The 22,973-nt window shown below is 38.2% G+C and carries 21 protein-coding genes, 1 pseudogene and 1 riboswitch; of the genes and pseudogenes, 7 read left to right on the top strand and 15 right to left on the bottom strand.

Features of this window, described 5'->3' with window-relative positions; genetic code table 11:
- Window positions 1-192 precede the first annotated feature (192 nt).
- Window positions 193-726: a DinB family protein gene (locus ACFX4H_RS15185; RefSeq protein ID WP_377435742.1), complete on the bottom strand. Its 534-nt coding sequence runs from the start codon at window positions 724-726 to the stop codon at window positions 193-195.
- A gap of 279 nt (window positions 727-1,005) precedes the next feature.
- On the opposite strand from ACFX4H_RS15185, the gene ACFX4H_RS15180 reads away from it, so the two are divergent.
- Both ACFX4H_RS15180 and ACFX4H_RS15175 read left to right on the top strand, forming a co-directional pair.
- Window positions 1,006-1,419, top strand: coding sequence for a thiol-disulfide oxidoreductase DCC family protein (locus ACFX4H_RS15180; protein WP_249598884.1), 414 nt, complete (start codon window positions 1,006-1,008; stop codon window positions 1,417-1,419).
- 28 nt (window positions 1,420-1,447) lie between these two features.
- The gene (locus tag ACFX4H_RS15175; RefSeq protein ID WP_249598883.1) at window positions 1,448-1,936 is read left to right on the top strand and encodes a hypothetical protein; all 489 of its coding nucleotides are present in this window, start codon (window positions 1,448-1,450) and stop codon (window positions 1,934-1,936) included.
- 193 nt (window positions 1,937-2,129) lie between these two features.
- Here the strand turns inward: ACFX4H_RS15175 and ACFX4H_RS15170 are convergent, their stop codons facing one another.
- Window positions 2,130-2,921 (bottom strand): phosphotransferase, encoded by a 792-nt coding sequence (locus tag ACFX4H_RS15170; protein WP_249598882.1) that lies wholly within the window; start codon window positions 2,919-2,921, stop codon window positions 2,130-2,132.
- Between the two features lie 255 nt (window positions 2,922-3,176).
- On the opposite strand from ACFX4H_RS15170, the gene ACFX4H_RS15165 reads away from it, so the two are divergent.
- The gene (locus tag ACFX4H_RS15165) at window positions 3,177-3,614 is read left to right on the top strand and encodes a hypothetical protein (protein WP_283866533.1); all 438 of its coding nucleotides are present in this window, start codon (window positions 3,177-3,179) and stop codon (window positions 3,612-3,614) included.
- A 727-nt stretch (window positions 3,615-4,341) separates the two neighbouring features.
- Here ACFX4H_RS15165 and ACFX4H_RS15160 read toward each other — a convergent pair.
- The 3 genes and pseudogenes from ACFX4H_RS15160 to ACFX4H_RS15150 form a co-directional block, all read right to left on the bottom strand.
- Window positions 4,342-5,430, bottom strand: a complete 1,089-nt coding sequence (locus tag ACFX4H_RS15160; protein ID WP_377435741.1) for a Ger(x)C family spore germination protein — start codon at window positions 5,428-5,430, stop codon at window positions 4,342-4,344.
- Window positions 5,427-6,512 (bottom strand): GerAB/ArcD/ProY family transporter, encoded by a 1,086-nt coding sequence (locus ACFX4H_RS15155; protein WP_377435740.1) that lies wholly within the window; start codon window positions 6,510-6,512, stop codon window positions 5,427-5,429. The genes ACFX4H_RS15160 and ACFX4H_RS15155 overlap by 4 nt, the downstream gene beginning before the upstream one ends.
- Window positions 6,513-6,533: 21 nt before the next feature.
- Window positions 6,534-8,010 (bottom strand): annotated as a pseudogene (locus tag ACFX4H_RS15150) (spore germination protein).
- A 348-nt stretch (window positions 8,011-8,358) separates the two neighbouring features.
- Window positions 8,359-8,537, top strand: a riboswitch (Lysine riboswitch).
- Window positions 8,538-8,670: 133 nt separating this feature from the next.
- Between ACFX4H_RS15150 and dapA the strand changes: the two are divergent.
- Both dapA and ACFX4H_RS15140 read left to right on the top strand, forming a co-directional pair.
- Window positions 8,671-9,567: a 4-hydroxy-tetrahydrodipicolinate synthase gene (gene dapA, locus ACFX4H_RS15145; RefSeq protein ID WP_377435739.1), complete on the top strand. Its 897-nt coding sequence runs from the start codon at window positions 8,671-8,673 to the stop codon at window positions 9,565-9,567.
- 128 nt (window positions 9,568-9,695) lie between these two features.
- Complete coding sequence (locus ACFX4H_RS15140) at window positions 9,696-10,658, top strand: D-2-hydroxyacid dehydrogenase (RefSeq protein ID WP_377435738.1); 963 nt, start codon at window positions 9,696-9,698, stop codon at window positions 10,656-10,658.
- 378 nt (window positions 10,659-11,036) lie between these two features.
- Here ACFX4H_RS15140 and ACFX4H_RS15135 read toward each other — a convergent pair whose 3' ends face one another.
- The 9 genes from ACFX4H_RS15135 to uraD form a co-directional block, all read right to left on the bottom strand.
- The gene (locus ACFX4H_RS15135; protein ID WP_034304617.1) at window positions 11,037-11,456 is read right to left on the bottom strand and encodes a VOC family protein; all 420 of its coding nucleotides are present in this window, start codon (window positions 11,454-11,456) and stop codon (window positions 11,037-11,039) included.
- Window positions 11,457-11,800: 344 nt separating this feature from the next.
- A complete protein-coding gene (locus ACFX4H_RS15130) occupies window positions 11,801-12,475 on the bottom strand; it encodes a carbon-nitrogen hydrolase family protein (RefSeq protein ID WP_377435816.1) in 675 nt (224 codons plus the stop codon).
- Window positions 12,476-12,631: 156 nt separating this feature from the next.
- Window positions 12,632-13,543: a VanW family protein gene (locus ACFX4H_RS15125; protein WP_241637484.1), complete on the bottom strand. Its 912-nt coding sequence runs from the start codon at window positions 13,541-13,543 to the stop codon at window positions 12,632-12,634.
- Window positions 13,544-13,586: 43 nt separating this feature from the next.
- A complete protein-coding gene (locus ACFX4H_RS15120) occupies window positions 13,587-14,441 on the bottom strand; it encodes a hypothetical protein (RefSeq protein WP_034304621.1) in 855 nt (284 codons plus the stop codon).
- A 277-nt stretch (window positions 14,442-14,718) separates the two neighbouring features.
- The gene (locus ACFX4H_RS15115) at window positions 14,719-15,126 is read right to left on the bottom strand and encodes a DUF1259 domain-containing protein (RefSeq protein WP_034304624.1); all 408 of its coding nucleotides are present in this window, start codon (window positions 15,124-15,126) and stop codon (window positions 14,719-14,721) included.
- 750 nt (window positions 15,127-15,876) lie between these two features.
- Window positions 15,877-16,416 carry a thiol peroxidase gene (gene tpx, locus ACFX4H_RS15110; RefSeq protein WP_095395476.1) on the bottom strand — a complete coding sequence of 180 codons (540 nt, stop codon included), beginning with the start codon at window positions 16,414-16,416 and terminating at the stop codon, window positions 15,877-15,879.
- 30 nt (window positions 16,417-16,446) lie between these two features.
- Window positions 16,447-16,806: a hydroxyisourate hydrolase gene (uraH, locus tag ACFX4H_RS15105; protein WP_095395474.1), complete on the bottom strand. Its 360-nt coding sequence runs from the start codon at window positions 16,804-16,806 to the stop codon at window positions 16,447-16,449.
- A complete protein-coding gene (pucL, locus tag ACFX4H_RS15100) occupies window positions 16,806-17,789 on the bottom strand; it encodes a factor-independent urate hydroxylase (protein WP_034304631.1) in 984 nt (327 codons plus the stop codon). Before pucL ends, uraH begins: the two co-directional genes overlap by 1 nt.
- A 13-nt stretch (window positions 17,790-17,802) precedes the next feature.
- Window positions 17,803-18,300 (bottom strand): 2-oxo-4-hydroxy-4-carboxy-5-ureidoimidazoline decarboxylase, encoded by a 498-nt coding sequence (gene uraD, locus ACFX4H_RS15095; RefSeq protein WP_377435737.1) that lies wholly within the window; start codon window positions 18,298-18,300, stop codon window positions 17,803-17,805.
- A gap of 239 nt (window positions 18,301-18,539) precedes the next feature.
- On the opposite strand from uraD, the gene ACFX4H_RS15090 reads away from it, so the two are divergent.
- Window positions 18,540-19,730 carry a PucR family transcriptional regulator gene (locus tag ACFX4H_RS15090; RefSeq protein WP_377435736.1) on the top strand — a complete coding sequence of 397 codons (1,191 nt, stop codon included), beginning with the start codon at window positions 18,540-18,542 and terminating at the stop codon, window positions 19,728-19,730.
- 110 nt (window positions 19,731-19,840) lie between these two features.
- Here the strand turns inward: ACFX4H_RS15090 and ACFX4H_RS15085 are convergent, their stop codons facing one another.
- Window positions 19,841-21,028, bottom strand: coding sequence for a PucR family transcriptional regulator (locus ACFX4H_RS15085; RefSeq protein WP_377435735.1), 1,188 nt, complete (start codon window positions 21,026-21,028; stop codon window positions 19,841-19,843).
- A gap of 246 nt (window positions 21,029-21,274) precedes the next feature.
- Between ACFX4H_RS15085 and ACFX4H_RS15080 the strand changes: the two genes are divergently transcribed.
- Window positions 21,275-22,615, top strand: a complete 1,341-nt coding sequence (locus ACFX4H_RS15080; RefSeq protein WP_034304640.1) for a nucleobase:cation symporter-2 family protein — start codon at window positions 21,275-21,277, stop codon at window positions 22,613-22,615.
- Window positions 22,616-22,973 lie beyond the last annotated feature (358 nt).

Raw genomic sequence — 22,973 nt, 5'->3', positions numbered from 1 at the left:
TAAAATTGAGAAATTGGCTTTTTTCGTTACTCTTAACGGAATAATTCTATTCGTCATTCAACAGTTTCATAATCAACCTTCGTTGTAAACTGCTTGGTTTAACTTGAATGGCACCCTCCCAGCTCTTTGGAACTCCCTCACTGGGCTCCTGCTGATATCTCGACGGTCAAATAAATGCTTTAACAATAAAGATTACTTACTTACTTTTAAAAGAAACTGATCGATACGTTCTTTTTGCCGGAAGTGGTGACGGAAGTGCATTTCGATTAGCTGAAAATATTCCTTTGCATTTAAATATCCCATTCTCCGGTGCTGAACTTTCTGGCTGGCCGGAATGTCAGAGAGCTTTCTCTCGATTTCTTGCATTTTCTCAACGATTTGAAGCAGTCCTTCCTTTACTTCTTCTTTTCCTGCAGGATTTGGCGGTGTGAAATCCGGTGTATCCGGACCTTTTAACCTGATTGGAGGAAACGTCCCTTCTTTGAAAATCGACTCGCCTATTTCTGTTTTTTCACCGGCATCGGAAGTAGTGCCATTAACACATTGCTCAACGGCTTTCAAATGGAGACTAAGGGTACTCTTTATTAAATGATTGTACATTTGTCCTAATGACCATTCATCCTCAGAAGGCTTCCTCGTAAACTCATCCAGCGAATATTTACTTAACTCTTCAATATAGTATGCAGCCACCTGTTCGAATCGCTTCAATACCTCTTTTGTATCCAATAGATCTCCCACTTTCTTTATAATTTTTCTTTCTCCTTAATGTTATTAACTTCGACTCACTTACAAATAACCCCTTCTCCCCTATTCAAGAAAGTAGTGATTTCGGTTCATCATGTTTATAAACGATTAGACTTTATTTAGGTACTCTTCTTAAAACATATGAAGTTCACCTGACAAAATTGTTAGCATATCTCACAATTTTGTTAGGTGAACTTTATTAACTTCCACATTATAATTTTTATAGATAATATTTACAAATACTTAAAGAGAGGAAATGTTATGAGAGCCCAAAAAGACAATCATCCCATAATTATGTTTGATGGTATTTGTAACTTGTGTAATCATTGGATCCAATTTGTGATAAAAAGGGATCCAAATGGCATATTTAAATTTTTGTCTCTTCAATCAGAGTTAGCACGCTCAATTATGGAAAGCCACAATCTAACTAATAAAGAGTTGGATTCTATTATCTTAATTGATAAGGATCAAATATTCACTGAATCTACGGCTATCTTACACATTTTAAATAAACTTAAAGGACCTATAAAATGCCTCATTCCATTATGGATGATACCTAAATTGATTCGGGATAAAGGTTACCGTTTCATTGCAAAAAACCGTTATACCTGGTTTGGTAAAAAAAGTGCTTGTATGATACCGACACAAGATATAAAAAACAGATTTATTGAATAACTAAAATGGAAAGTAGGATAGATAAATAATGAATAAGAAAAGTTCCCTTAAGAAACTTAAAATGAGTACGATTACTGCGTTTAGATGGTATTTAGCTTTAACCTTTTTCATTTATGGGATAGCCAAGATATATCCAGGACAATTTTCCACCGGGGATTTTATATTTGATTCCACCAAGGACTCCGCTATGCAATTAGCTTGGCACTTCTTTGGTTACTCCCATACTTATAATTTATTTATAGCATTCGGAGAATTAACAGCAGCCTTGTTATTATTAATTCCAAGAACAGCAACATTAGGGAATATTATTTACCTGCCTATCACAGTAAATATCACTATCCTTAATTACTGTTTTGGCATACCAGCGCTCGGCATTAGTTCTGTACTGACACTTATGAGTATTTCCCTTCTATTATTTGAATATAAAAAGCTTAGAATGATCTTTTTAGCAAATCCAGTTATCGGTAAAGAGTCGATACAACCTAAAAAAATTAAGAAACAGGTGAATATAAATTGACTATAGTAAATTTTCTTCTTTTACTTTTAATCTTTTCAATATCTTGTTTTTATTATTTTGTTGTAAAAAAAGATTCTTGATCCATAATATTGTTGGCATAATCACTCTTTAAAAAACCATCAAAAATAAAACCCCTTGGCGGCCAAGGGGTTTTATTCGCCTATGTTGTAGGTTTGAAACCAAAAACCCACCCTTACATCCAATCCTTTCCATGTTCTCGAATGAAGTTAATATCGTTTTGATAATGTTCAAGATGCCCTTCCTCTATCATCTTTTGAAAAGCAATCTCCCCTTCACTGGCTTTTCTTGTAATTGTTTTACATAACCCTTCTAATCGCAGCAATACCATTTCCAAATAGTCTGCTTCTATTCCCTCACCGTAAGATTCAAGAAACAATCTGATTCTTTGTTTTATACGGGTACCATGCTGTAATGAATGGTAATAAACTTTCTCACCTGCTTCAGAAAGATGAAATCTGCTTAAGGGAACGCAAGTATAAAGTGTGTAAGCTATGTCCCAAAGTCTTGGACCGGGTCCAGCAACATCAAAATCAATAATACCCATTGGTTTTTTATGATTAAAAATAATGTTGTACATCGCAAAATCATTATGGCACAGCACCTCAGGTTGATGTGGGGTGTTATCAATCGGTTGCCAGCTGTCATCAAATGAAAAATCACTGACAGAATCATGATAAAGACGGAGCATTTTCGCTATTTCCATTAAGACATCATCTGACCACATGTATTCCTTTAAAGGATAATTACCAGCTTCTCCTTCAATAAATGATAATATTTCTCTTCTTTTTTCATCAATACCTAAAAACTTTGGTGCATAACTGAAACCTTTATTCTCCAAATGCTTTAATAGCTTATGAATTTTGGGACTATCAGGCTTTAATTCCCGTCGTACAGTATCTCCTGAACGATAAACATCAGAAACATTCCCCCCTGTTAGCATTTCTTCATTATCAAGGTTTGACATCCATGGATCCCTCCCTAAGATGACTTTCTATAACACGTATAACAATTCCTGTTTGTTCAACTAAACTGTCTTAAAGTCAGTTCCGACCTTCAGCTTATGCACCCGTTTTTAAGGACATTCTTAACTCTTTACGACTTACGAAACATTACTTAGAAATATTCATGGACGGATACGATAAAGGCAGGGATTTTAGTAAATTTGTACAAGCATGTTTTGTTTTATCTCATATATATAGTAGAAAAAGGAGTGATATTTATGAATTTAAGTAATGATTTTTTATGCCGTCATAATCCATTCTGCGGTCATAGTTCATCCAGCCATGATAAATCATCCTGCTGTGATAAGTCATCCAGCCATGATAAATCATCCTGCTGTGATAAGTCATCCTGCTGTGATAAAGCAAAGGACAAAGGGCATAAACAAAAAAGATTTTCGCCAATCGGACAAGCATGTCAGACCCGACAACAAATAAGTGAGTTTTTAAGAAATTCTACCATAGGTTCAATCATTGGATTCACTACAACCGCTGAACCATTTAAACCTATATTTGTAGAGTTACGCAGTTTTGATGCTGTTACCGGACAAGTAGTAGTTACTGACAGAGCAATGGGTAATTTCACTATTAGCCTTTCATCTATTTGTTCCGTTAAAACGATTTGCCCCGTTACAACGCAACCGATGTTTAATGCTTAAGACTTTATAGAGGATTGGGAAAAAATCAAAAACTCCCCTAAGGGAAATAGGGGTCAGGAAGTTCTGAATGACTCCTTCATATTCTTCTCCATTCCAAGCAGGGTAAAAAAAGGCAATTAATTGATTGTCTCAGACTGTAGACAAACTCGATGAAAATCGAGTTTGTCTATTTTTATGGCTTGTACAATTTGGACGTTGATTGGAACGTAGGGCACTCTCTTTCCGCGGGCGGTCGGCCCCCTCGGCTTTAGCCTGCGGGGTCTCCCCTAGACGCGCTTTTCTAAGCAGGAGTCTCTTACACCCGCTCCAATCAACTTTGTCTATAGAACACTTTTGCCTAAAGTCATTTTTGTTTTAAAATAGAAGTATTAAAACTTGAGGTGATGAGGATGCTTTCTAAACATGACTCTATTCAGCGAGATCAACTTGAAATGATTACTTTAGATCAACTGGTGCCACCGAACCATTTGGTTCGTAAAATGGAGGCTGCCATTGACTACACTTTTAATACTCTAATTGCGTCTTACTTTTTCAGCAAAATCTAGTGGTGGTTCAAGGGATTTTTAGAATAATTAGATACATAGACTGCAGATGGAAATTCATAAAATAATTTTCAGCACAAAAAAAAGCATCCTGTAAATGATGCTGATATTTTAAAAACCAACTCCCTATCAAGAAGAACTCCTGTCGCTTTATTTTCCCTAATAAACCGCAACTCCGTTTACTCCTATTCCACAACGCCCGATTCTAAAATTTTAACTTTAGCATTCACATTTATCGGGATAGAAGTATAAATTTCATCCCATTTTTTCTTATCCCAGCTTCTAGTCCTCGTGCGTACTTGTTCGCCAATCCCTAAAGGGTCAACATGTAGTTTTTGAAAATTCCGCACTAATTTTTCCGAGCGTTCCTTCACATCTTTGGACATTTTATCTTCTATAATTTTAATCATTTTAGGAGTTACTTCATCACCGGTATATTCTCGCAATAGTGCCTTTATCTCGAGATCGATCGTTATAGGAGTATCTGACATCGGCTTTGAAATCTTATAAGACCTTTTTGTTTTTATATTGTTGACGGAAGCAAATTCTCTCCCTTCAATTTTTGTAGAGAACCCTTCCTTGCTTGTTGTATTTTCATATAGCATTTTGAAAATAACATTTTCACGGCTCTTAGTCTGATACACGTATTCCCCTTTACTATTAAACATGGCATTTCCTTTAACATAAACTTTCCCATCCAATGCTTTTACGATAGGTAAGAATGGGTCCATTCCTTCAGAGTAATGAGCATACAAAAAAAGATGGAGGTTAGTTCTAGGCAACATACCCATTTTTATATTTTGTTCAATTGTATTAGATAAATAAATTCCTTTGTCTATGTTGCCAAACTGCGGGCTTAACACACCCTTTGAACTTCCTTCGACAATGCCGAGTTTTAAAGTAGTTCCAATTGAAGGGTCTCTGATTAATGTATCAATTAGATAGAATATCCCTTGTTTCGCAAGCCTTTTTTCGTATAAGACCACCTCTAATTTCCCACTAAAGATGGGTCTTTCAGATTGCTGATTCATCTCATCTCGCACGTCTTTACTAAGTGATGATTTCGAACTAAAGGTAATATTTTTAATGGTTTTATCAGGATAATAAAGAGGTGTTACAGCGATAGCTTCGAAATGAGTCTTATCGACATAATCATATCCGATGGCTGTTGCCAAATTTATTTCATCGAGAACTTTGCTTTCCACCCCCATGCAGCCTGAGAGAACACTAATTAAAAGAAGTATCAGGGCCAATTTCGCGAATAAAATTCTCATTTTTTATCTTCCTTTTTATTTGACATGACAGTAGATAAACAAACCAGAAATAAGACATAAGGAATTTCCAAAATCAATCCTAAATTTGAAGTGTAATCCACAAATTGATTAATCATTTCCCTGCCTTTAATTAGATTTGTCATCACAACCAATAAAATTAATAATAGAGCATAAATTGTTTTCTGCTTCATTTTAAAGTATTGTGAAATCCCTCTTGCAGAAACCCACATATAGAGACATACACTAGGTACTAAAACTAAGACCCATGTAGCGATTCCTATGTACTCAAACCGTTCAACAAAAGGCATTTGTACAATTCCCCAAAAGGACAAAGTTGCCCAAATATATCTACTGATTTGTCCTTCACTGTAATACCCTATTGTCAGGATCGTTAGGCATAAATAAAGGAAAACAGAAGTAAGATTTCCTAGTTGCGCCCACTTTTGTGAACTTTTACGATGCTTAACTAATGGATAATACATCATTAAAGTGGAAACGCCTAAATAGCTATATGACATTTGCTTAGATGCAAGGGCCATGTCTTTAAGAGAATGATCCCATATGGGCAATAGGTTGCGAAAATGTGTGAATTCCAGTGGGAAATAAAAAGTTAGAATTAAATAAGAAGGGATACTGATCCCTAAAAAACAAAAACCGGCGACCACTCTAAACCCACCTAAAACCACATAATAAATTAATAAAGCAAATATGGAGGTCACCAACCATGTGTTAATTTGGGGGAATACCCATGATTGAACGATTTCAAGATAGGATCTTAAAACAGAAATACCCACCATCAGCCAATACAGTATCCAAATGATATTTAGTAAACCGCCAAGCCACTTTCCAAAAAGTCGTTTCTGTATGCCTATTAAGTCCATATCGTGCCGATTTAATAGCTTGTACATACCCCAAATACTCAATGAAAAGACTACACCACTTATAATGACCGCCATCCAAGCATCATGGCCAGCAGATTGAATAATTATCCTTTGAAATCCCAGGACCCCTACACCCACTTGAATTTTAACGATTAAAAAAAAGACTAGAAATGGCGAGATTTGATCACTTTTATCGTTCATGTAAGAAACCTCCACTCTCACTTACTCTTTAGATTCCTCCTTGGGTTCTAACCGAACGGTGTCTTCCGTCTGAACCTCAATTGGACGTTTAGCCTGAAGAAAAAATGGTAAACGAATCAAGGCATCCCGCATATCATAAATCCTTGGCGGATATAACGGTTCAAGAAATGGCCTCCCTAAGGAAGTTATCCTCAGTAAATGCACAAGCAAAAAACAAAAACTGATAGCTATACCCAATAATCCTAAAAAATAAGCCATGAGTAGGAGAGGAAATCGAATTAAGCGAATGGTATTACCCATTTGATAAACAGGTGTAGTAAAAGAACCAAGAGCCGACAATGCAACAAGAATTAATAATACGTTACTCGTCAGCCCTGCTTCAACAGATGCCGTCCCAATTACAATACCACCTACGATACCTATTGTTTGACCTACTTTAGTCGGCAGTCTAGCTCCTGCCTCCCTGAGAAGTTCGATGGCTAATTCCAAGATTAATGCTTCTAAAATCGGTGGAAATGGAATACCGCTACGAGAAATCACAAGCGTACTGACTAAATCCTTTGGGATCAACTCATAATGATAAGTGAGAACTGCGACATATATGGGGGTCATTAGGATGGAAAACAATACAGCAAAAAAAACGAATAAGCCTAAAGAATGAGGCAATCGTCCAGTTGAGAAAATAATCTTCGAATGCCGCAAAGTATTCAAAGAATGTGGAGGGCCCAAGTAAGCCATGTGGAGCTCCATCCACCAAGATCACTACTTTGCCTTCTCCTAGTACCGCAGCCAATCGATCAGGTCGTTCCGTATCGATAAATTGAGGAAAAGGAGAATTTTTATTATCTTCAATCATTTGTGAAATATAGGAGCTATCAATTATTTGGTTGACCCTTAAATCAGATATGCGCTGTATGACGGTTTCTACATTCTCCTTATTTGCAATTCCTTCTATATGAATCACAGCTACTCTTGTTTTGGATAACTTCCCAACAATAATTTCTTCAACAGCAAGTTCTGCAATTGGAAGCCGTTTTCGGATTAAATATAAATTCGTATCAAGTGATTCGACCAGTGCCTCTTTCGGACCGACAACACTGAACTCTACCTCTGGCAGTGTAACTTGCCTCGAAGTGTTATTTACTGCTTTAACTAAAACTGCCTGATCAGATTTATTTAATGTTATGGCTATATAACCCATTAACAGCTGACTTTGTAGTTCAGCAGGATTTTTTGTAAAAACAAGCCCCTCTATCGGCAAGTTATGTACAAGCTCCTCCAGAGTTGAAGAATTTGTATGTAAAAAAGGAAGGAGGTCTCTATGCATTATATCTTTATCAATTAATGTATCGAAAAAAGATACACAGTATATTTCATTTTCAAAATTGAGTGTAAAGCTTGTGAAGTCCTTGGACTTTTGCAGATGTTCGAGTACATCAGTGAAGTCTGTAGATTTATGATTTTCTTGCTTTTTAAAGAATGAATATCTTTTCAACAGACTCCACTCCTTTGATTGTAAGATATGGATATTATTAACGAATGGTAGGATTTTATACGCACGAATACTTAGTTAAATTACCGATTAAAATTAGCGGCCAACTGTAATTTGAGTTTTAATCGGATAAATGAAAAGGAATCATAAAAGGGGGGTTGTATTTTCTACTACTCCCTCGTCCATTGAATATTTGTTCAGCTTATAACGAATAAAGATGAATCCACCCTAATACTCTAACCATTCCCATAGATTTCTAGCATTCTTAAAAAACTTCATAATTAGGCTTGCAACAGAATGGATTCCCTGTTATATTACAATCAATTAAATATTTTCTTACTTCAAATTTTTTGAAGTGAGGATAGAGGAGCAAAGACCATTAGTACACATTTTGAGGAGAATGAGATCCTATGACTATTGTGGAAAGGGGAATTTGCCGAAGCGGAAAGAATCTCATGTTCTTGAAGCTGGTTCTGCTATTGAATAAATACAGGACTGTCATATAGGAAACTATATGGAGGGCTATCTTATGCGCGGAAACATTTTTTGGTAAATATTGTTTCTAATGCAGCAGCGAATCCTCGTTGTTGCTTTTTTGCGTTTACTCCTGAATGGCCCTAACCACCTCTGAATATTTTTAAAAATTATACTAAAGGGTGTGAAGTTATGAATTTTGGCCAAGTTTTAACCGCAATGGTTACCCCGTTCAATCATAATGAAGAGGTTGATTTTAATGCTACGAGAACTTTAGTAAACTATTTAATTGCTAATGGTTCTGATGGATTGGTAATAGCCGGTACAACTGGAGAGTCCCCTACATTAACTCAAGAAGAGAAAGTGGATTTATTCAAATTTGTTGTAGAAGTTGTTGATGGAAGAGTTCCAGTCATAGCTGGAACTGGCTCAAATAACACGAGGGCTTCCATCAGCTTGACAAGGCAAGCGGAGGCAGCAGGAGTCGACGGAATCATGCTCGTTACCCCATACTATAACAAGCCGTCTCAAGAAGGATTATTTCAGCACTTTAGCGCTATAGCCCATTCAACATCATTACCGGTAATGCTTTATAATATTCCAGGACGAAGTGTTGTAAACATGTCAGTGGAGACGATTGTCAGCCTCTCAAAAATCAACAATATCGTGGCAGTAAAAGAAGCAAGCGGTGACTTGGATGCCATGGTACAAATCATAAGCAAAACAACTAGTGATTTTACTTTGTACAGCGGCGATGATGGGTTGACATTACCGGTTTTAGCCATCGGTGGAACAGGCGTCGTTTCGGTTTCTTCACACATAATTGGTAATGAAATGCAAGAAATGATCAATAGCTTTAAAAATGGTGATGTCCTTGGCGCTGCCGCTGCACATCGTACCCTTCTTCCAATCATGAAAGCATTATTTGCCGCACCAAGCCCGGGACCAGTAAAATCAGCATTAAATATGCGGGGGTTACATGTTGGAGGCGTCCGCTTACCATTGGTCCCGTTAAACGATGAAGAAGAAAGAGCACTGCAAATAGTTCTACAGCCTAGTAACGCAGAAGCCATTTTATTAAATAAATAAAACTAATGATTCTGGAGAAATTTTAAAAAGCAGTGCATACTCGAAAGAAATGCACTGTTTTTTTATCCATGTACGACTCAGGTGGAAGAATTTATACTATATATAAAGAATCAATAAGGAGAGAGCCAATGGGGGGTACACACAAACCAAACATTCTTGTATTTAGTCCTATTCAGACAGAGGTCGATGCTTATGCTGATCATATTCGGAATAGTGGGTTTATATCGGTAAAGACAGCGAAAACTTTGGAGGAAGCAGAAAAATATTTACCCGGCACTGAAGTTATTTTGGGATGGAATTTCCCGACGCAATTACTATGTAAACCAGTTGCCTCATCTGTTCGCTGGTTTCAATCAATGGGAGCCGGGGTCAATGATTTGATTGCAGACAAATCAATACCTCAAAACATTACAATAACTCGAATTATTGACCAATTTGGTGCTTACATCTCTGAATATGTGTTTTCGTTTCTCTTGGACATCGTGAAAGACGGTCCTCGGATGAGACAATCGCAATTGGAGCGGAGATGGGATCCTTTCATTTCTGAAACTCTAAAGGGGAAAACAATCGGGGTGGCTGGACTTGGATCGATTGGCGCTGAACTTGTACGTAAAGCCCGGGCATTTGATATGAATGTGCATGGGTTAAGCTTTAGTGGAAAACAAGCAACACTCGTGGATCTCCACTTTACTCCAGATCAATGGGGTGAATTTGTAAGAGATCTGGATTATTTGGTCCTGACCCTTCCTTTAACGGATTCCACTTATCATATCATTAACCAGGAACTTCTTTTAGCTATGAAACCCAACGCTTACCTTATCAACGTTGGCCGCGGAGCATTGATAGATGAAGGGGATTTACTATCTGTCATGCGAGCAGGACATCTACAGGGAGCAGTCCTCGATGTATTTGAGACAGAACCGCTGCCAAAAGAACATGCCTTCTGGTCCATGCCGAATGTGTTTGTCACTTCTCACCTGTCAGGACCAAGTACGATTAACGAAGTGAGCAGCTTTTTCATAGAAAATTTAAGTCGATTTTCAAGTGAACAACCATTAAGTGGAATGGTAGATCGGAACCGAGGGTATTAAACCCGATTAGAATTGTTGTTATTTGCTTGCAATTAAATATTTATTGAAAAGGCCGCATTCTTCAACGGAGGAATGCTGCCTACAAACTAAAAGTGAATAATTTGATTTTTTCAAGGATTATTGAAAGTGGATTTTCATTTGTTTAGCTTTATCTCCCTCTTACAAATCAAAAACCCTCACAAGAGATAGGCTTTTTTCGATGGAGTTACCGTGTGGCGATGTACCATCATCCATTTGTTATCTCCTCATGTATCGTTCCATAAGAAAAAGCTGCCTTAAATGACAGCTCCGATCAGTAAACGATTCTATAAATTGTATAAACAAACTAGTGATGCGAGTAGTGCAAGCTGGACATGCTTTGAATGCCGGCAGTGCGGATCACGCTTTTCTGTTTGAATCCAGAACCTCCAAATAGTGCTGATTGTACATAATGCCTAGGATATTCCCAAAGGGATCAACCACGGATGCAGTAATGAACCCCTGACCGCGAACTGTGGGTGCCTCGTGTTCTTTCGCTCCCATGGACAGCAACTTCCCGAAAGTAGCTGTCACATCGTCGACGTGCCAGTACACGACGGCACCCCCGGCCGCTCCGGTCGACGAACCACCGGGTGCGTAGCGGCTATCGATTAGGCCCAGCTCGTGCTGGTAGTCCCCGAGGCGAAACTCGGCATATCCCGGGCGTTCGAAGTATGGGTCGGTACCCAGCAGCTCTGCGTACCACTTCTTTGCCGCCACTAGATCGTCCGCCCAAAAACTGACGGTGGTGAGTCCTCTTAATGTCTTTGTTTCGCTCATAATCGATTTCCTCCTCAATGTTGAGTAAGTAACTATACTTCAATTTTTAAGGTCACCGGGGGATTTCCTAGTTGCTGTTCCGATAGCTATTGTAAACGTCTATGCTGACAACAGTATGTCAGTGCAGGTGAATATTTATCAAAAGTGGTTGAACGTTTATTCCTTTGATTAACTTCGATTTACTTACTAATAAACCCTTCTCTTTTTCAAGAAAATGTCCCAATTGTTGAACAAAGTTCAAACGGCATTGTTGACTAACCTTCCTCTAGCAATAAGAAAAAGCTGCCTTAATGACAGCTCCGTTTCTTCACTAGCACACCCAACAAGAGTTGGTTTAGTTCTCATTATATGTAATTGATCTCGAAATGAGTGGATAGTAAATCCATGCTTTGTAAATCCCATTCAAAGGTAAGTATGGCTGATTGTTTTGATTTATGAGCCAGGAGGGGTACACCATTTTTTATGATCATGCTTTCTGCATCCCAAAAACGGACCGTTTCGTCTTCGCCAGTACGATTACAGACTATTACGGGCAGCCCTGTTTCTAGTGACCTTTGTTCCCATTCTCCCTCCGGACCATGTAATCCCGGACCCCAAGAAGACGGTGCAAGTAATATTTCTGCTCCTTTTTCAGATAAGGTGCAAGCAATATCTTTGTTATATGCGTCTGCACAAATCATAATACCAACCTCAACATTGTCTGTTTTTATTGGCTCCAATACTTCCCCTGAAGCTGACCAATCATCAATAACACTGATTTTTCTCTGTTTACCTATTAAATGACCTTTTTTATCTATGACAAACACAGAATTATACAACTCTCCATCACTGCCTTTTTCAGGGCAGCCCAAAAATACAGTGCTTTTCAAATTCTTTAGTTTACGGCCCAAATTATTCATCCAATCATCAGGTTGCTTGTTAATCCACCCAGTCCCAACCTTATGATTGAATTGAAGTCCGCTGACACATAGTTCGGGTGTTATAATCCATTCGGCATTATTATTTGATGCAATATGAATGGCTTGTTCAAGTAATCTATCCCGAAAAAGAAAAAGCTGTTTCCTCCCCTATCTCTAAACAAGCCTTTGCTCTAATGAGCAAAGGCCGTTTTTACGAGTTTCTTCTATATATACACCAAATTTGCCAAAGGTGCCCCCATTCGTATACCTATACTTTTACGAACGAATAATTTGTTCTTTGGATATCTGCTTTGAAGCATCGGGAATCTTTCGTATTTTATAATTAATCATATCTGAAGAGTAAACCATGATACTCACCATTCCTCCTTTGATTGTGGCCCGGATCAGGATCGGTTGATTGTACTTGTTTTTAAAACTAAAATCAGGCCCATACCAGCTTACTGTAGCATCGCGGCCAGATGGAACATACGCAACGCTCCTTGTATGGGAATAGCGTTGAACCGTTTGCAACCCTGCATTGTCGATAGCATTAAACAAGGTGGATGAAACCTGGCAAATCCCTCCGCCAATCCCTTCAGAAAACTCTCCTTTAACGATAACCCGAGCGAGCAAATATCCTTTTTCCACTGACCTCTTGCCAACAACTTGGTTAAAAGAAAAGACCTCTCCTGGAAACACGACATAATTATTAATGGCTTCTGTAGCAAGTGTGATATTATTTGAACGATTTTTATTGTTCACATTAAAATAGGTTCTATATTCACCTATCTTTTTTTCACGAATTTCCGCAAGTATTTCGCTGTCAACCTTTGGATGAATAGCAAGCAAAGGTACTTCTAGTTTGTATGATCTACTATTGTACAAAAAAGAATGAAATTGTTCTTTAAAGGCTTGATGGTATAGCTTGTAACCTACCCGCCCAGGTAGAATATTACCTTGTCTGTCCATTGTGGCATTTACAGGTTTTTGGTAAACTTGCCGGTCTATTTTTTCGACGAATTGATTGTATTTATCCACGTCCAACATAGGAACATCCAGGTAGGGCATCGTAATATCAGCATGGTTGACACTTGCAATCGTTTGTCCTTGGTGGGTTACCAATAAGCTTTCTGTAATATTCACTGGTTGAACGAATAGCAAAAGTCCGGCAATCCATGTTAATCTCATTGAATGCACCTCCTGGGTTGGTTTCCTTGAACATTAACAATTTTCACCTCAAATCTTCATAAATTGCATCTTGATCAATAAACCAACGATCAGGCAAACTCTCCTTACGGATCATAAAATGCATAACCTTTTTTTCTTTGCCATCTTTCTTCTTATGTATAGCTACTTGAACGGGTACATCCACGAGAAATAGACCATTTAGCTGTTCAGGCGGTTGTCTTAAAGGGTCAACTACTCCAAAATATGTAATATCTTTAACAAGTTTATTGACACGGGTAAGGTGACTTGGATTTGATAAGGTCATTGCTAATAATTCCTGATTTCCTTGATTAATGGCAATGGTGAAAATACGTATAAGTTCATAAGGATTTACGGTTTGTATATAATCATCAAGCTTACCAGCGGCTTTCAATATCATTAATTTATGAGAAAGATCTTCGTTTTTCAAACGATGCGTAATACTTCCAGAGAAATGAACACAAAAATGACCTGAAAAACCATTTGGAAGAGCACCAGCACCATGTGGCATTCCGTGCATGGATGCAGCAATCATTTGATTATTGATTAATACAATGATGGCTCTTCTATTCCAACTCCATTTATTATTATAAATTTTCTTCATGATTTGAGTATCTTCTTTGGTTAATGGCTGTACATCGGCATGATGGCTGCCCGCCCTTCGTTGTACCTTAAATGATAAACCAGTTTCAATATCGATTATGGTGAAATTTGTTTTATCAGGAATAATGTTATTTACAATCTCCCAAGGTAACATCTCAATTTTAAAGCTTATGGGTCCTTCTTCATCTTCCCATTCCATTGCATAGACCGACTGATCGACCATTAAGACAAATATAAAAATAGCGATAATTACTTGATATAATTTATTGTTTTCCATTTGGCCTCTCCTGCATTTTTTCTTATTATTTCAGGACATAATAAATTGAATACCTTTGAAAATTTGGAAATTCTTCAAATTAAGCTAAAAAGGCTCAGACATGCTAGTAATGATGTTCTAATATGTACTTTTGATATTCCTTATCCGGTAACTTAGAAACTACACAAGATGCCATGCGGCCTGCTCCGAGGAAAAATAAAAGACATGATATACAAAAAAGAAAACATCAGTGGGATTGATAATCTCACTGATGTAAGGCATGCCTCTTATAGTCTGACTACACTTTTAATACTCTAAATGCATCTCTAACTTTTTTAGCAAAATCTAGCGGTGGTTCAATCGATTCAAAGTGCATATACATTGCCCGAGGTTCTTCAAATAACCAGTGATTATGAATAGAAGTAACTAAAATGTCCCTTTTTCTAAGTTCAGTTAATAACGGGTTAACTTCTTCTTGTAAAAGAACTGTTTCCCCTAAATTTAACGCATTCCCCCTACTATCAACATTTTCAAACGTAAAAAATTGCGGATTGACTAGTGGAGATTGCGTTCTGCGATCAAGTATTGTGAATCTAATATTACGAAACTTTTGCACCAAGCACACTCCTTCTGGAGTAATCATTCCGTCTCCGCCTAAAATTCTTGCATATTCCTGACACAATCTTCTTCGTTTTTCCGAACTCATGAAAAATCCCCTTTCAAAAAAGAAATTTTCCACATGCTAAAATTCACGATTATTATATTCATCCATTGATGGGGATATTAGTTTATAATCCTCAACTTCTAATAACCTAGGTTATATGAACATGAAAATCCCTTCAGATTATGTTCTGAAGGGATTTTTGTAGAGTATTATGATACATGTACTATAGATGCTTACATTGGTAAATTGATATGGGAACAATGAAAGGCTCTCACCTTCAACAAGAAATAAAAGAAGGCAAGGGCTTTTTAACTTTTATTGAATCACTGATCATTCTTAAGTGGGAATGGATATGAGCAGAAGAGTTGTTTTAAAAAGGAAATTGTCCCTCGATAGATTTTGCCATTCGCTGATGTAGAAAATATCATTGCAGGGGCTGTTTATACATCAAGAAATTGAAGTGGAAGGAGGTGAGGTGACGGATTTCAGGTGATTCTAGCGTTGTTATGTTAATTAGTAAGTGAAAACATAAAAAGGCACTTCCTCGAATAAGGAAGCGCTTCCATATTATATTAAGCTATTGGACTTTCATTATAGCATGATCACCCTTCAAATAAAAGGAATTAATGTTTAATTTTAGAAAAATATTTTGACATTAGAAAGAGGTCTGGATAAGTCACTGGAAAACTACTAATTTAACTCAGTATCAACAAAAGACCGTCCAGCTTTTGAAAATCGGACGGCCTTAGGATAATGGAATGTACTTTTACTACCCTTCGTGAGGGAAAATGTTTATTTAGCTGCACCAGCTTTATTTATCACTTCCTTCGCTACCTGCAATGCGGATTCATAATCTGCGTGATCTGTGACTTCCGGTACATATTCCACATACTTAATGGTTCCTTCTTGATTTATTACAAATACTGCCCTGCATTCCAATCGTTGTTCTTTCATATACGTTCCATACGCAGTACCAAAAGACAAATCAAAGTGATCGGAGAGAATGGTTATAGCTTCGACATTACTTTCTTTACACCATCTTGCTTGAGCAAAGGGAAGGTCTGCGCTGATAGCCAACACCGCTACATCATCACCCATTTTGCTTGCTTCTTCATTTAAGAGCCTTGTTTGTAAATCACATACACCAGTATCAAGCGAAGGAACAGTCGTGATGATGCATGTCTTATTTTTATAGTCAGTTAAATGTGCTTTACGGCGGTCATTTGTTAATAGTTCGAAGTCAGGGGCCTTATCCCCTACTCTTAGTTCAGGACCAATCAAGGTCACTGGATTCCCGCCTAAAGTCACTGCACCAGTACGCTCATGTGCCAAATTGAACCCTCCAACTCTCTTAGTGATTTACTAGCTTCCTCGGTAGGTGCTATATCCTCCCGGAGCAACAAGCAGAGGAACATGATAATGTTCTTCATTACTTCTTATTCCAAAACGAAGTGGGACCTTATTTAAAAATGGCCTTGTATTTGGATCATTCGCTCCATCATTGAAATATTCCCCGACATAAAAGACAAGCTCATACTCACCTGGTTTGAGATCATCTCCTTGAAGAAGAGGATCATCCACTCGCCCATCTTTGTTTGTACAGACCTCTTTTATGAAAGAATGGTCCCCCTGTTCTGCTATGGCCCAAAGTTCTATCTTCATCCCTTTTGCCGGCAGGCCTTTAGAGAGGTCCAAAACATGTGTGGTCAGCTTACTGTCCATTATCGGGAAGCCCCTACAGTTGAATCAGCTGCCTTTTTTTGTTTAACGTCTTCTTGTGTAACGACAAAGCCTTGGAAGCCATACGGAGGACGTGGTTCTTGATAAACACTTCCTTCTGAATTCGGAATGGTTTCCACAACGGTTTCCCAGGTACGATTATTGGTTTTAAATTGAACATTCGCCAGCTGAGGGAAACGTTCCAGAATCCTAATGCCAATATGATAAATGAGCTGCTGTATCGAACGGTTATTCAGTTCATGGAACACTGTGTTTGCAATATCACAAATTTGTTCTGCTGCTACATATTTTTCTGGATCCGCTCCAGTGCCATCCTCCCAGCGGCTATATTCCCAATCGAAATCCAAGTAGATAAATAGTGGACGATCCTGAGCTTCTGGCAGTGTGGTGTATTCATCTTGAATAAATCCATAAAAAGAGCTTCCTTTAACCTTGATTAAATGGACATCAACTATTCCACTTGAATGCTTAACGATTTTGCTTCCGGTAGGTGTCCTTTTGACTTCGATTGTAGTGGTAGCCCTTTCATTTCTGGAACATCGATAGACAACATCACTATTTTCATGTCCTTTCCCTTTTGGAACGAGTACATGATCGAAGGGAACTTCAGTTGCTGTCAGTTCCACTGCATCTATGTGGCTATACTTATCAAGGAAAACTTCACATATGAACTTTAAAAATCCTTCCGCCGTATTTCCTTGATAATTGGCCGCCTGACGATGAATGATGTTTTTCATGGAATCCGTTGCAACCACCAAGCTATTATCTCCTTCCGTAAATGAAGATAAAAAAGCTTCCCCTTTTAGAGAAATCTGGCAATTGAATCCAAAAATAGTATTATCTCTTTCTGTGAAACTTGATTCCGGTATTTTCCTCAAACCTGTAAGAGGCTGCACAAAAGTCCTGTATACAAATACATCCCCTTTACCGTAATACATCGTTCTGTTTTCATTTTGAGCTGTCATATTATTCCTCCTCCTAGTTTATAAAATCAGATAACCTGTGGCTGGCAATTAAGTGGATTTGCTTGATGGCTTCCTTAAGTTCATTTGCCTGATCCAAACCAATCCTTCTTTTCATCTCTGCCTTTATCACCGTTTTATCGCTGCCACGGACAGCAAATATGAACGGAAATCCAAACTTTTCTTTATACTGATTATTTAACGCATGAAATTCTTCATATTCATCCGGAGAAAGCGAATTCAAACCGGCTGCGGATTGTTCTTTAACTGATGCTTCAGCCATATCAATACGAGCTGCTAGGTCCGGGTGAGACTTGATTAATTGGAGCTGTTCCGATAATGAGGCATTTTGCACAACTATTTCCATTTTCTGTTTTAGGACCTCTAAGGAAATGAATGGCTTGTACTCCCATGAACGCTCTGCTATCCATGGAGAATGTTCATATACCCAACCTAACTTTTGGATGAATTCCGCCTTGTTCAACTCATTAATGCTATTAAGGTCAGATATCAATACGGGCCCTCCCTTCTTCCAATTATTTTTATAATTCAAAACATTCTTAACTTAATTGAATTATATACATGCGTTCATTTATAGGTCATTAGCTGAAAAAGCTAATATTTTTCCAACCCCATTGTGCTTACCGCACTCACCGTTTAAAGAACAGGCCATCCTAATAGCTTAGATTCTGTTGCCAATATTCAAAAAATTAGTTAAATTAGAGAAAAAAGGCACAGCGAAGGGGACCTATCATGCATTTAACGATGACTGATGCATTAAAATTACCACAGATCAAACAATGCCAAGTGGCAGCTGGCATGCAGGGACTTAATAGAGAAATAGAATCCATCAATAGCTTTGATGCTCCTGATGTGCTTTCCTGGTTAAAGCCAAATGAATTGATTCTAACAACCGGATACTTATTTCAAGATAATCCGCAACAATTAGACCAATTCGTAATCGAATTGGCAAAAATGAATTGTTCAGGATTGTTCATCAAACTGGAAGAAATTCCGCAAACCACCATCAGCATTGCCAATATGGCCAATTTGCCTATTCTCAAAATCCCCCCTGAGTTTTCGCTATCAGATATCATGTCTCCCCTGCTTCGTGAAATAGTGACGAGACAGAATGAACAAAAAGGGCAAAGTTATAGCATGGAGGATATTTCCGGAGTTGGTGCCGAAAATTTAAGTTACGGGATTTTAGGAATGACTGAGGACAAATCCAGCTTCCAACAAATTACTGGGGGCTTCATATGTACGGTTTTACCTTTAACGCTGCAATGGAATCAAAGGAATGATTCCATTACTTATAAACAGCTTATCAAGACAATTGAAACATTAACCGAGCAATATAAAATCGATAAGCTCATAAGGAATATCAAGGGCAGTCTAGTTATCATTTATCTGGATACCATCCCCCTAGGGAACACCCGCTTTTATTCACAAGTCACCCAGATAAGCCAACAAATTATCTCTACTTTATCTACACACCTGCCAATGGAACTTACACTGGGAGTCGGTAACTATCATACAGGTATTAATAACCTGGCCAATAGCTTACAGGAAGCTTTACAATCTATTGATTTGGGAAAACGATTGAACCCAGGAAAGGAAATTTACGGCTACAAAGAATTAATAACATTTAAAATTTTGCAGTATGCTCCAAAAAATGTGCTCATGGATATTGTTACAGGTAATTTAGCACCGCTTAAGGACCATGACGATGAAACCCAGTCTGATCTGATCAAAACCTTGGAGGCATATTTGCACTGCAATCTTCGACCTGCTGAAACGGCCAGAATAATGGGGGTACACCGAAACACTATCCATTTTCGAATTAAAAGCATAAAAAAATTATTAGGAATTGAATTAAGCAATGATGATCTGTTCACTTTAAAACTTGCCCTATATGCCAAGCGTCTGCTGGATAACCGATAAGAAAATGGCCCATACAAATGATAAAACTGCCAGGGATCCTTCATTCCCTGGCAGTTTTTCATGTGCAGTAACACTTGATTCCCGATTCCTTCAAATCATGCTTCCTTTACCTAGTCATGTAATAATAACTTCGCAGCTTTTATACTAAACTGCAATTTAAAAGCAATATCCCTCGATTTTAAATCAACTCCTAATAAGTCTTCAATTCTAGACAAACGGAACTTTACAGTATTTCGATGAACAAACAAAGCCCGTGCCGCGTCTTCTATTCTCCCTCTTGAAAATAGATAGGTTTCCAGCGTTTTTAACAACTCCCCCTCATTTTCCCTATCATATGCAATAATCGGCTGAATCATGGATTGCACGTATTGAGTTATGGCATCCTTAGGGATTTGGTTTATTAGATCTTCAACTTCAACGCTTGCGTAATCATTGATATTAGTCGGGTTGACCCTCGAGCCCAGTTGAATGGCCTTTTTAGCTTCAATAAACCCTTCTTTCATATTGTAGATTTCTTTTTTCACCTTGCTTAACCCCATGGATAGTGAAGTGCCAGGATTATCTTTGGATATAAGACCTTCTAAAAGGATGGCAATTCTTTGAGCCTGCATAAGCAGTTGTTCATCAGTCACCATCCCTTTTCCTTGCAGGATAATCAATTGACCATCCAAGTCGATATTCCAATACTTGAAATCTTCCCTTTCCGTTTGGCTTAATTTCTCCAACATTCTGCCAACTGGAAAGAATGAATCCCCTTCTTCTTTCGTTCCGTCTATTAAGAGCAGAATATATGGCCTATCGGGATTAAAGCCAAATTCCTGTAATTGGGGGATAAATGATGAACTCCTATTTTCCCCATTCAAAAGAGAATGAAAAACTTCAACACTTCCTTTTCCATTGTTTTTCACTTTCTCCTTATTAACAAGTTCATATGTAAAGCTGAATAATAAGTCGGATAAAGGCATTTCATAAGGAATCTCCAGCAATGGGAAATTGTACTTGTTCGCTTCTTCCACCATTCCAGGAGGAATCGTAGAAAGAAACCGCTTAATCTTGATAGCTAATCCAGCACTTCCTCTTTTCGACAATTCCCTAACAAGATTGATTTGAGCATTCAGGTCATCCTTAAACACATAACCGGTTGTCAGCAGGAGTTCCCCTCGTTTAATCCATGATATATCCGGATGATCCATTATACTTACTGAATTAATTACCCGAGTTAACCCTTGACTTCCTCCAATAACTTCCACTTGGTTTAGGGCAGGAAGTTGCAAAGCTTTTTCGATCGTTAAATACATATTTCTCCCCCTATTCTTCTTAATTATATACAGAATGAACTTGAATGAATATTCATATTTTTCCAAAAAATAGTCTTGATTTAGCATTATGGCGGTGATAATATAAAAATACACCGATTTTGTAAATAGCGTTTCTTAATAAGCAACAGCAAAACCATCCATAAGGAAGTATTTACAAAATCACAAGGAGGCGATTTCGTTACATTATATAATTGGAAAGTCGTGACTAATTAAAAGGGGGCAAACATGGAAAAATTGAGCAAACTAAACACGTTATTGTTAGGTTTACAGCATGTTTGTGTAATGTATGGAGGAGCGGTAGCTGTTCCACTAATCGTCGGTCCTGCAATCGGCTTGACACAAGAACAGATCATATACCTGATCTCGTTTGATTTACTCGCCTGCGGGATAGTCACCTTGCTTCAAGTTATTGGCGGTAAAGGATTTGGTATAAGATTACCTGCTTTAATGGCTGTTTCTTTTATCGTGGTCGAGCCAGTAATAGCCATAGGATCGGTCCATAGTATAACCGGGGTTTTAGGCGCAGTTATGGTATCCGGAATAATTGTTGCCATTTTATCAGGAGTAATCGGTAAATTGATACCCTATTTCCCACCAATTGTTGCAGGGTCCGTCATATTAATCATAGGCGTGTCATTAATGCCAGTTGCCATGAAAAATGCAGCGGGCGGAGTCGGTTCCCCCACCTTTGGAGATCCTATGAATCTAATGCTAGCTTGTTTTACACTAGTAAGTTTCCTTTTATTGAATACACTTACCAAAGGTTTCTTGAAAGCGGTTTCAGTTCTTTTCGCCATGATTCTGGGCACTATATTGGCTGGTTTTCTAGGTATGGTCGATACCTCCGGCTTTATAGAGGCCAGCTGGTTTACAATGGTGACTCCTTTTTATTTTGGGGTACCTACCTTCGACCTTTCATCTATTATCACCATGACAATCATATCTTTAATCATAGCTGTGGAAAGTATAGGCGTCTTTTTGACACTCGGGGAAGTATGCGGGAAGGAAATAACCGAAAAAGATGTGGAAAAGGGCCTCCGTGCAGAAGGAATAGGGAGCTTCATAAGCGGTATCTTCAACTCTTTCAACCATTCTACCTTCTCACAAAATGTTGGCTTGGTCTTGCTGACAAAGGTAACTCAGCGCTCGGTAGTAGTCACGGCAGGTTGTATCCTAATCTTTCTAGCTTTTGTGCCTAAGGTTGCCGGTCTTACGACAATGATCCCTTTACCCGTTCTGGGCGGGGCCATGATACCAATGTTCGGCATGCTTCTTTCTGCAGCTTTGGGGATGATAGCCAAAGCGGATTTAAGCAAACCTTCCAATCAATTGACGATTGCACTTGGAATAGGAGTCGGTCTGGCAGTCAAGGGGGTCCCGGAAGCATTCGATAAATTCCCGGAAACAGTCCAATTAATATGTGGAAACGGAGTCGTGATGGGTACAATAACACTGGTTGTGTTAAATGCCATCCTGAATGGAAAAACAAATCCATCCATTACACACCATCATTCCATACCCGAAATTCAACCAAGCATGAGCCAGAATATTAATATCCACCCTTAGAAAGTAGCGGACAAGGCAATTCTCTAAGGGTGTCTAGTTGGCTAGGTTCTCCAACACTTTTAATTATAACCTTATTCAGGGAATTTTCAAACAAATAATACAAGCACCTTGCAACAGCCTATTTAATAGGTAAGCAAGGTGCTTTTTTTTACTCAATTATGGCTCTTCAACTTGTTTCATTTGAAAAGAGAGCGATATAACCCTTCAAAAATTTGGATTCACTCCCGAAATTCCCGACCTTTTTCGAGTCTACATTCAAGGGGTCCCTTAAATTGTTTTTTTTACAAAGTCTGGTTCCGCGGGGTGTCATTGACAAATTTTTTACATAATAAAATTGAAATTCGGGGTGGTTCTGGAG

The organism is Peribacillus sp. YIM B13477 (assembly GCF_042787955.1).
Classification (GTDB): domain Bacteria; phylum Bacillota; class Bacilli; order Bacillales; family DSM-1321; genus Peribacillus; species Peribacillus frigoritolerans.
Note: the sequence above shows the minus strand (reverse complement) of the source record. Positions and strands in the feature narration are given on the sequence as shown.

What these genes read in the sequence shown, in the direction of transcription:
- ACFX4H_RS15180 (WP_249598884.1), top strand. Translation starts at nt 1,006, where the DNA reads ATGAGAGCCCAAAAAGACAATCATCCCATAATTATGTTTGATGGTATT.
- ACFX4H_RS15175 (WP_249598883.1), top strand. Translation starts at nt 1,448, where the DNA reads ATGAATAAGAAAAGTTCCCTTAAGAAACTTAAAATGAGTACGATTACT.
- ACFX4H_RS15170 (WP_249598882.1), bottom strand. Translation starts at nt 2,921, where the DNA reads ATGTCAAACCTTGATAATGAAGAAATGCTAACAGGGGGGAATGTTTCT.
- ACFX4H_RS15165 (WP_283866533.1), top strand. Translation starts at nt 3,177, where the DNA reads ATGAATTTAAGTAATGATTTTTTATGCCGTCATAATCCATTCTGCGGT.
- ACFX4H_RS15160 (WP_377435741.1), bottom strand. Translation starts at nt 5,430, where the DNA reads ATGAGAATTTTATTCGCGAAATTGGCCCTGATACTTCTTTTAATTAGT.
- ACFX4H_RS15155 (WP_377435740.1), bottom strand. Translation starts at nt 6,512, where the DNA reads ATGAACGATAAAAGTGATCAAATCTCGCCATTTCTAGTCTTTTTTTTA.
- dapA (WP_377435739.1), top strand. Translation starts at nt 8,671, where the DNA reads ATGAATTTTGGCCAAGTTTTAACCGCAATGGTTACCCCGTTCAATCAT.
- ACFX4H_RS15140 (WP_377435738.1), top strand. Translation starts at nt 9,696, where the DNA reads ATGGGGGGTACACACAAACCAAACATTCTTGTATTTAGTCCTATTCAG.
- ACFX4H_RS15135 (WP_034304617.1), bottom strand. Translation starts at nt 11,456, where the DNA reads ATGAGCGAAACAAAGACATTAAGAGGACTCACCACCGTCAGTTTTTGG.
- ACFX4H_RS15125 (WP_241637484.1), bottom strand. Translation starts at nt 13,543, where the DNA reads ATGAGATTAACATGGATTGCCGGACTTTTGCTATTCGTTCAACCAGTG.
- ACFX4H_RS15120 (WP_034304621.1), bottom strand. Translation starts at nt 14,441, where the DNA reads ATGGAAAACAATAAATTATATCAAGTAATTATCGCTATTTTTATATTT.
- ACFX4H_RS15115 (WP_034304624.1), bottom strand. Translation starts at nt 15,126, where the DNA reads ATGAGTTCGGAAAAACGAAGAAGATTGTGTCAGGAATATGCAAGAATT.
- uraH (WP_095395474.1), bottom strand. Translation starts at nt 16,806, where the DNA reads ATGGACAGTAAGCTGACCACACATGTTTTGGACCTCTCTAAAGGCCTG.
- pucL (WP_034304631.1), bottom strand. Translation starts at nt 17,789, where the DNA reads ATGACAGCTCAAAATGAAAACAGAACGATGTATTACGGTAAAGGGGAT.
- ACFX4H_RS15090 (WP_377435736.1), top strand. Translation starts at nt 18,540, where the DNA reads ATGCATTTAACGATGACTGATGCATTAAAATTACCACAGATCAAACAA.
- ACFX4H_RS15085 (WP_377435735.1), bottom strand. Translation starts at nt 21,028, where the DNA reads ATGTATTTAACGATCGAAAAAGCTTTGCAACTTCCTGCCCTAAACCAA.
- ACFX4H_RS15080 (WP_034304640.1), top strand. Translation starts at nt 21,275, where the DNA reads ATGGAAAAATTGAGCAAACTAAACACGTTATTGTTAGGTTTACAGCAT.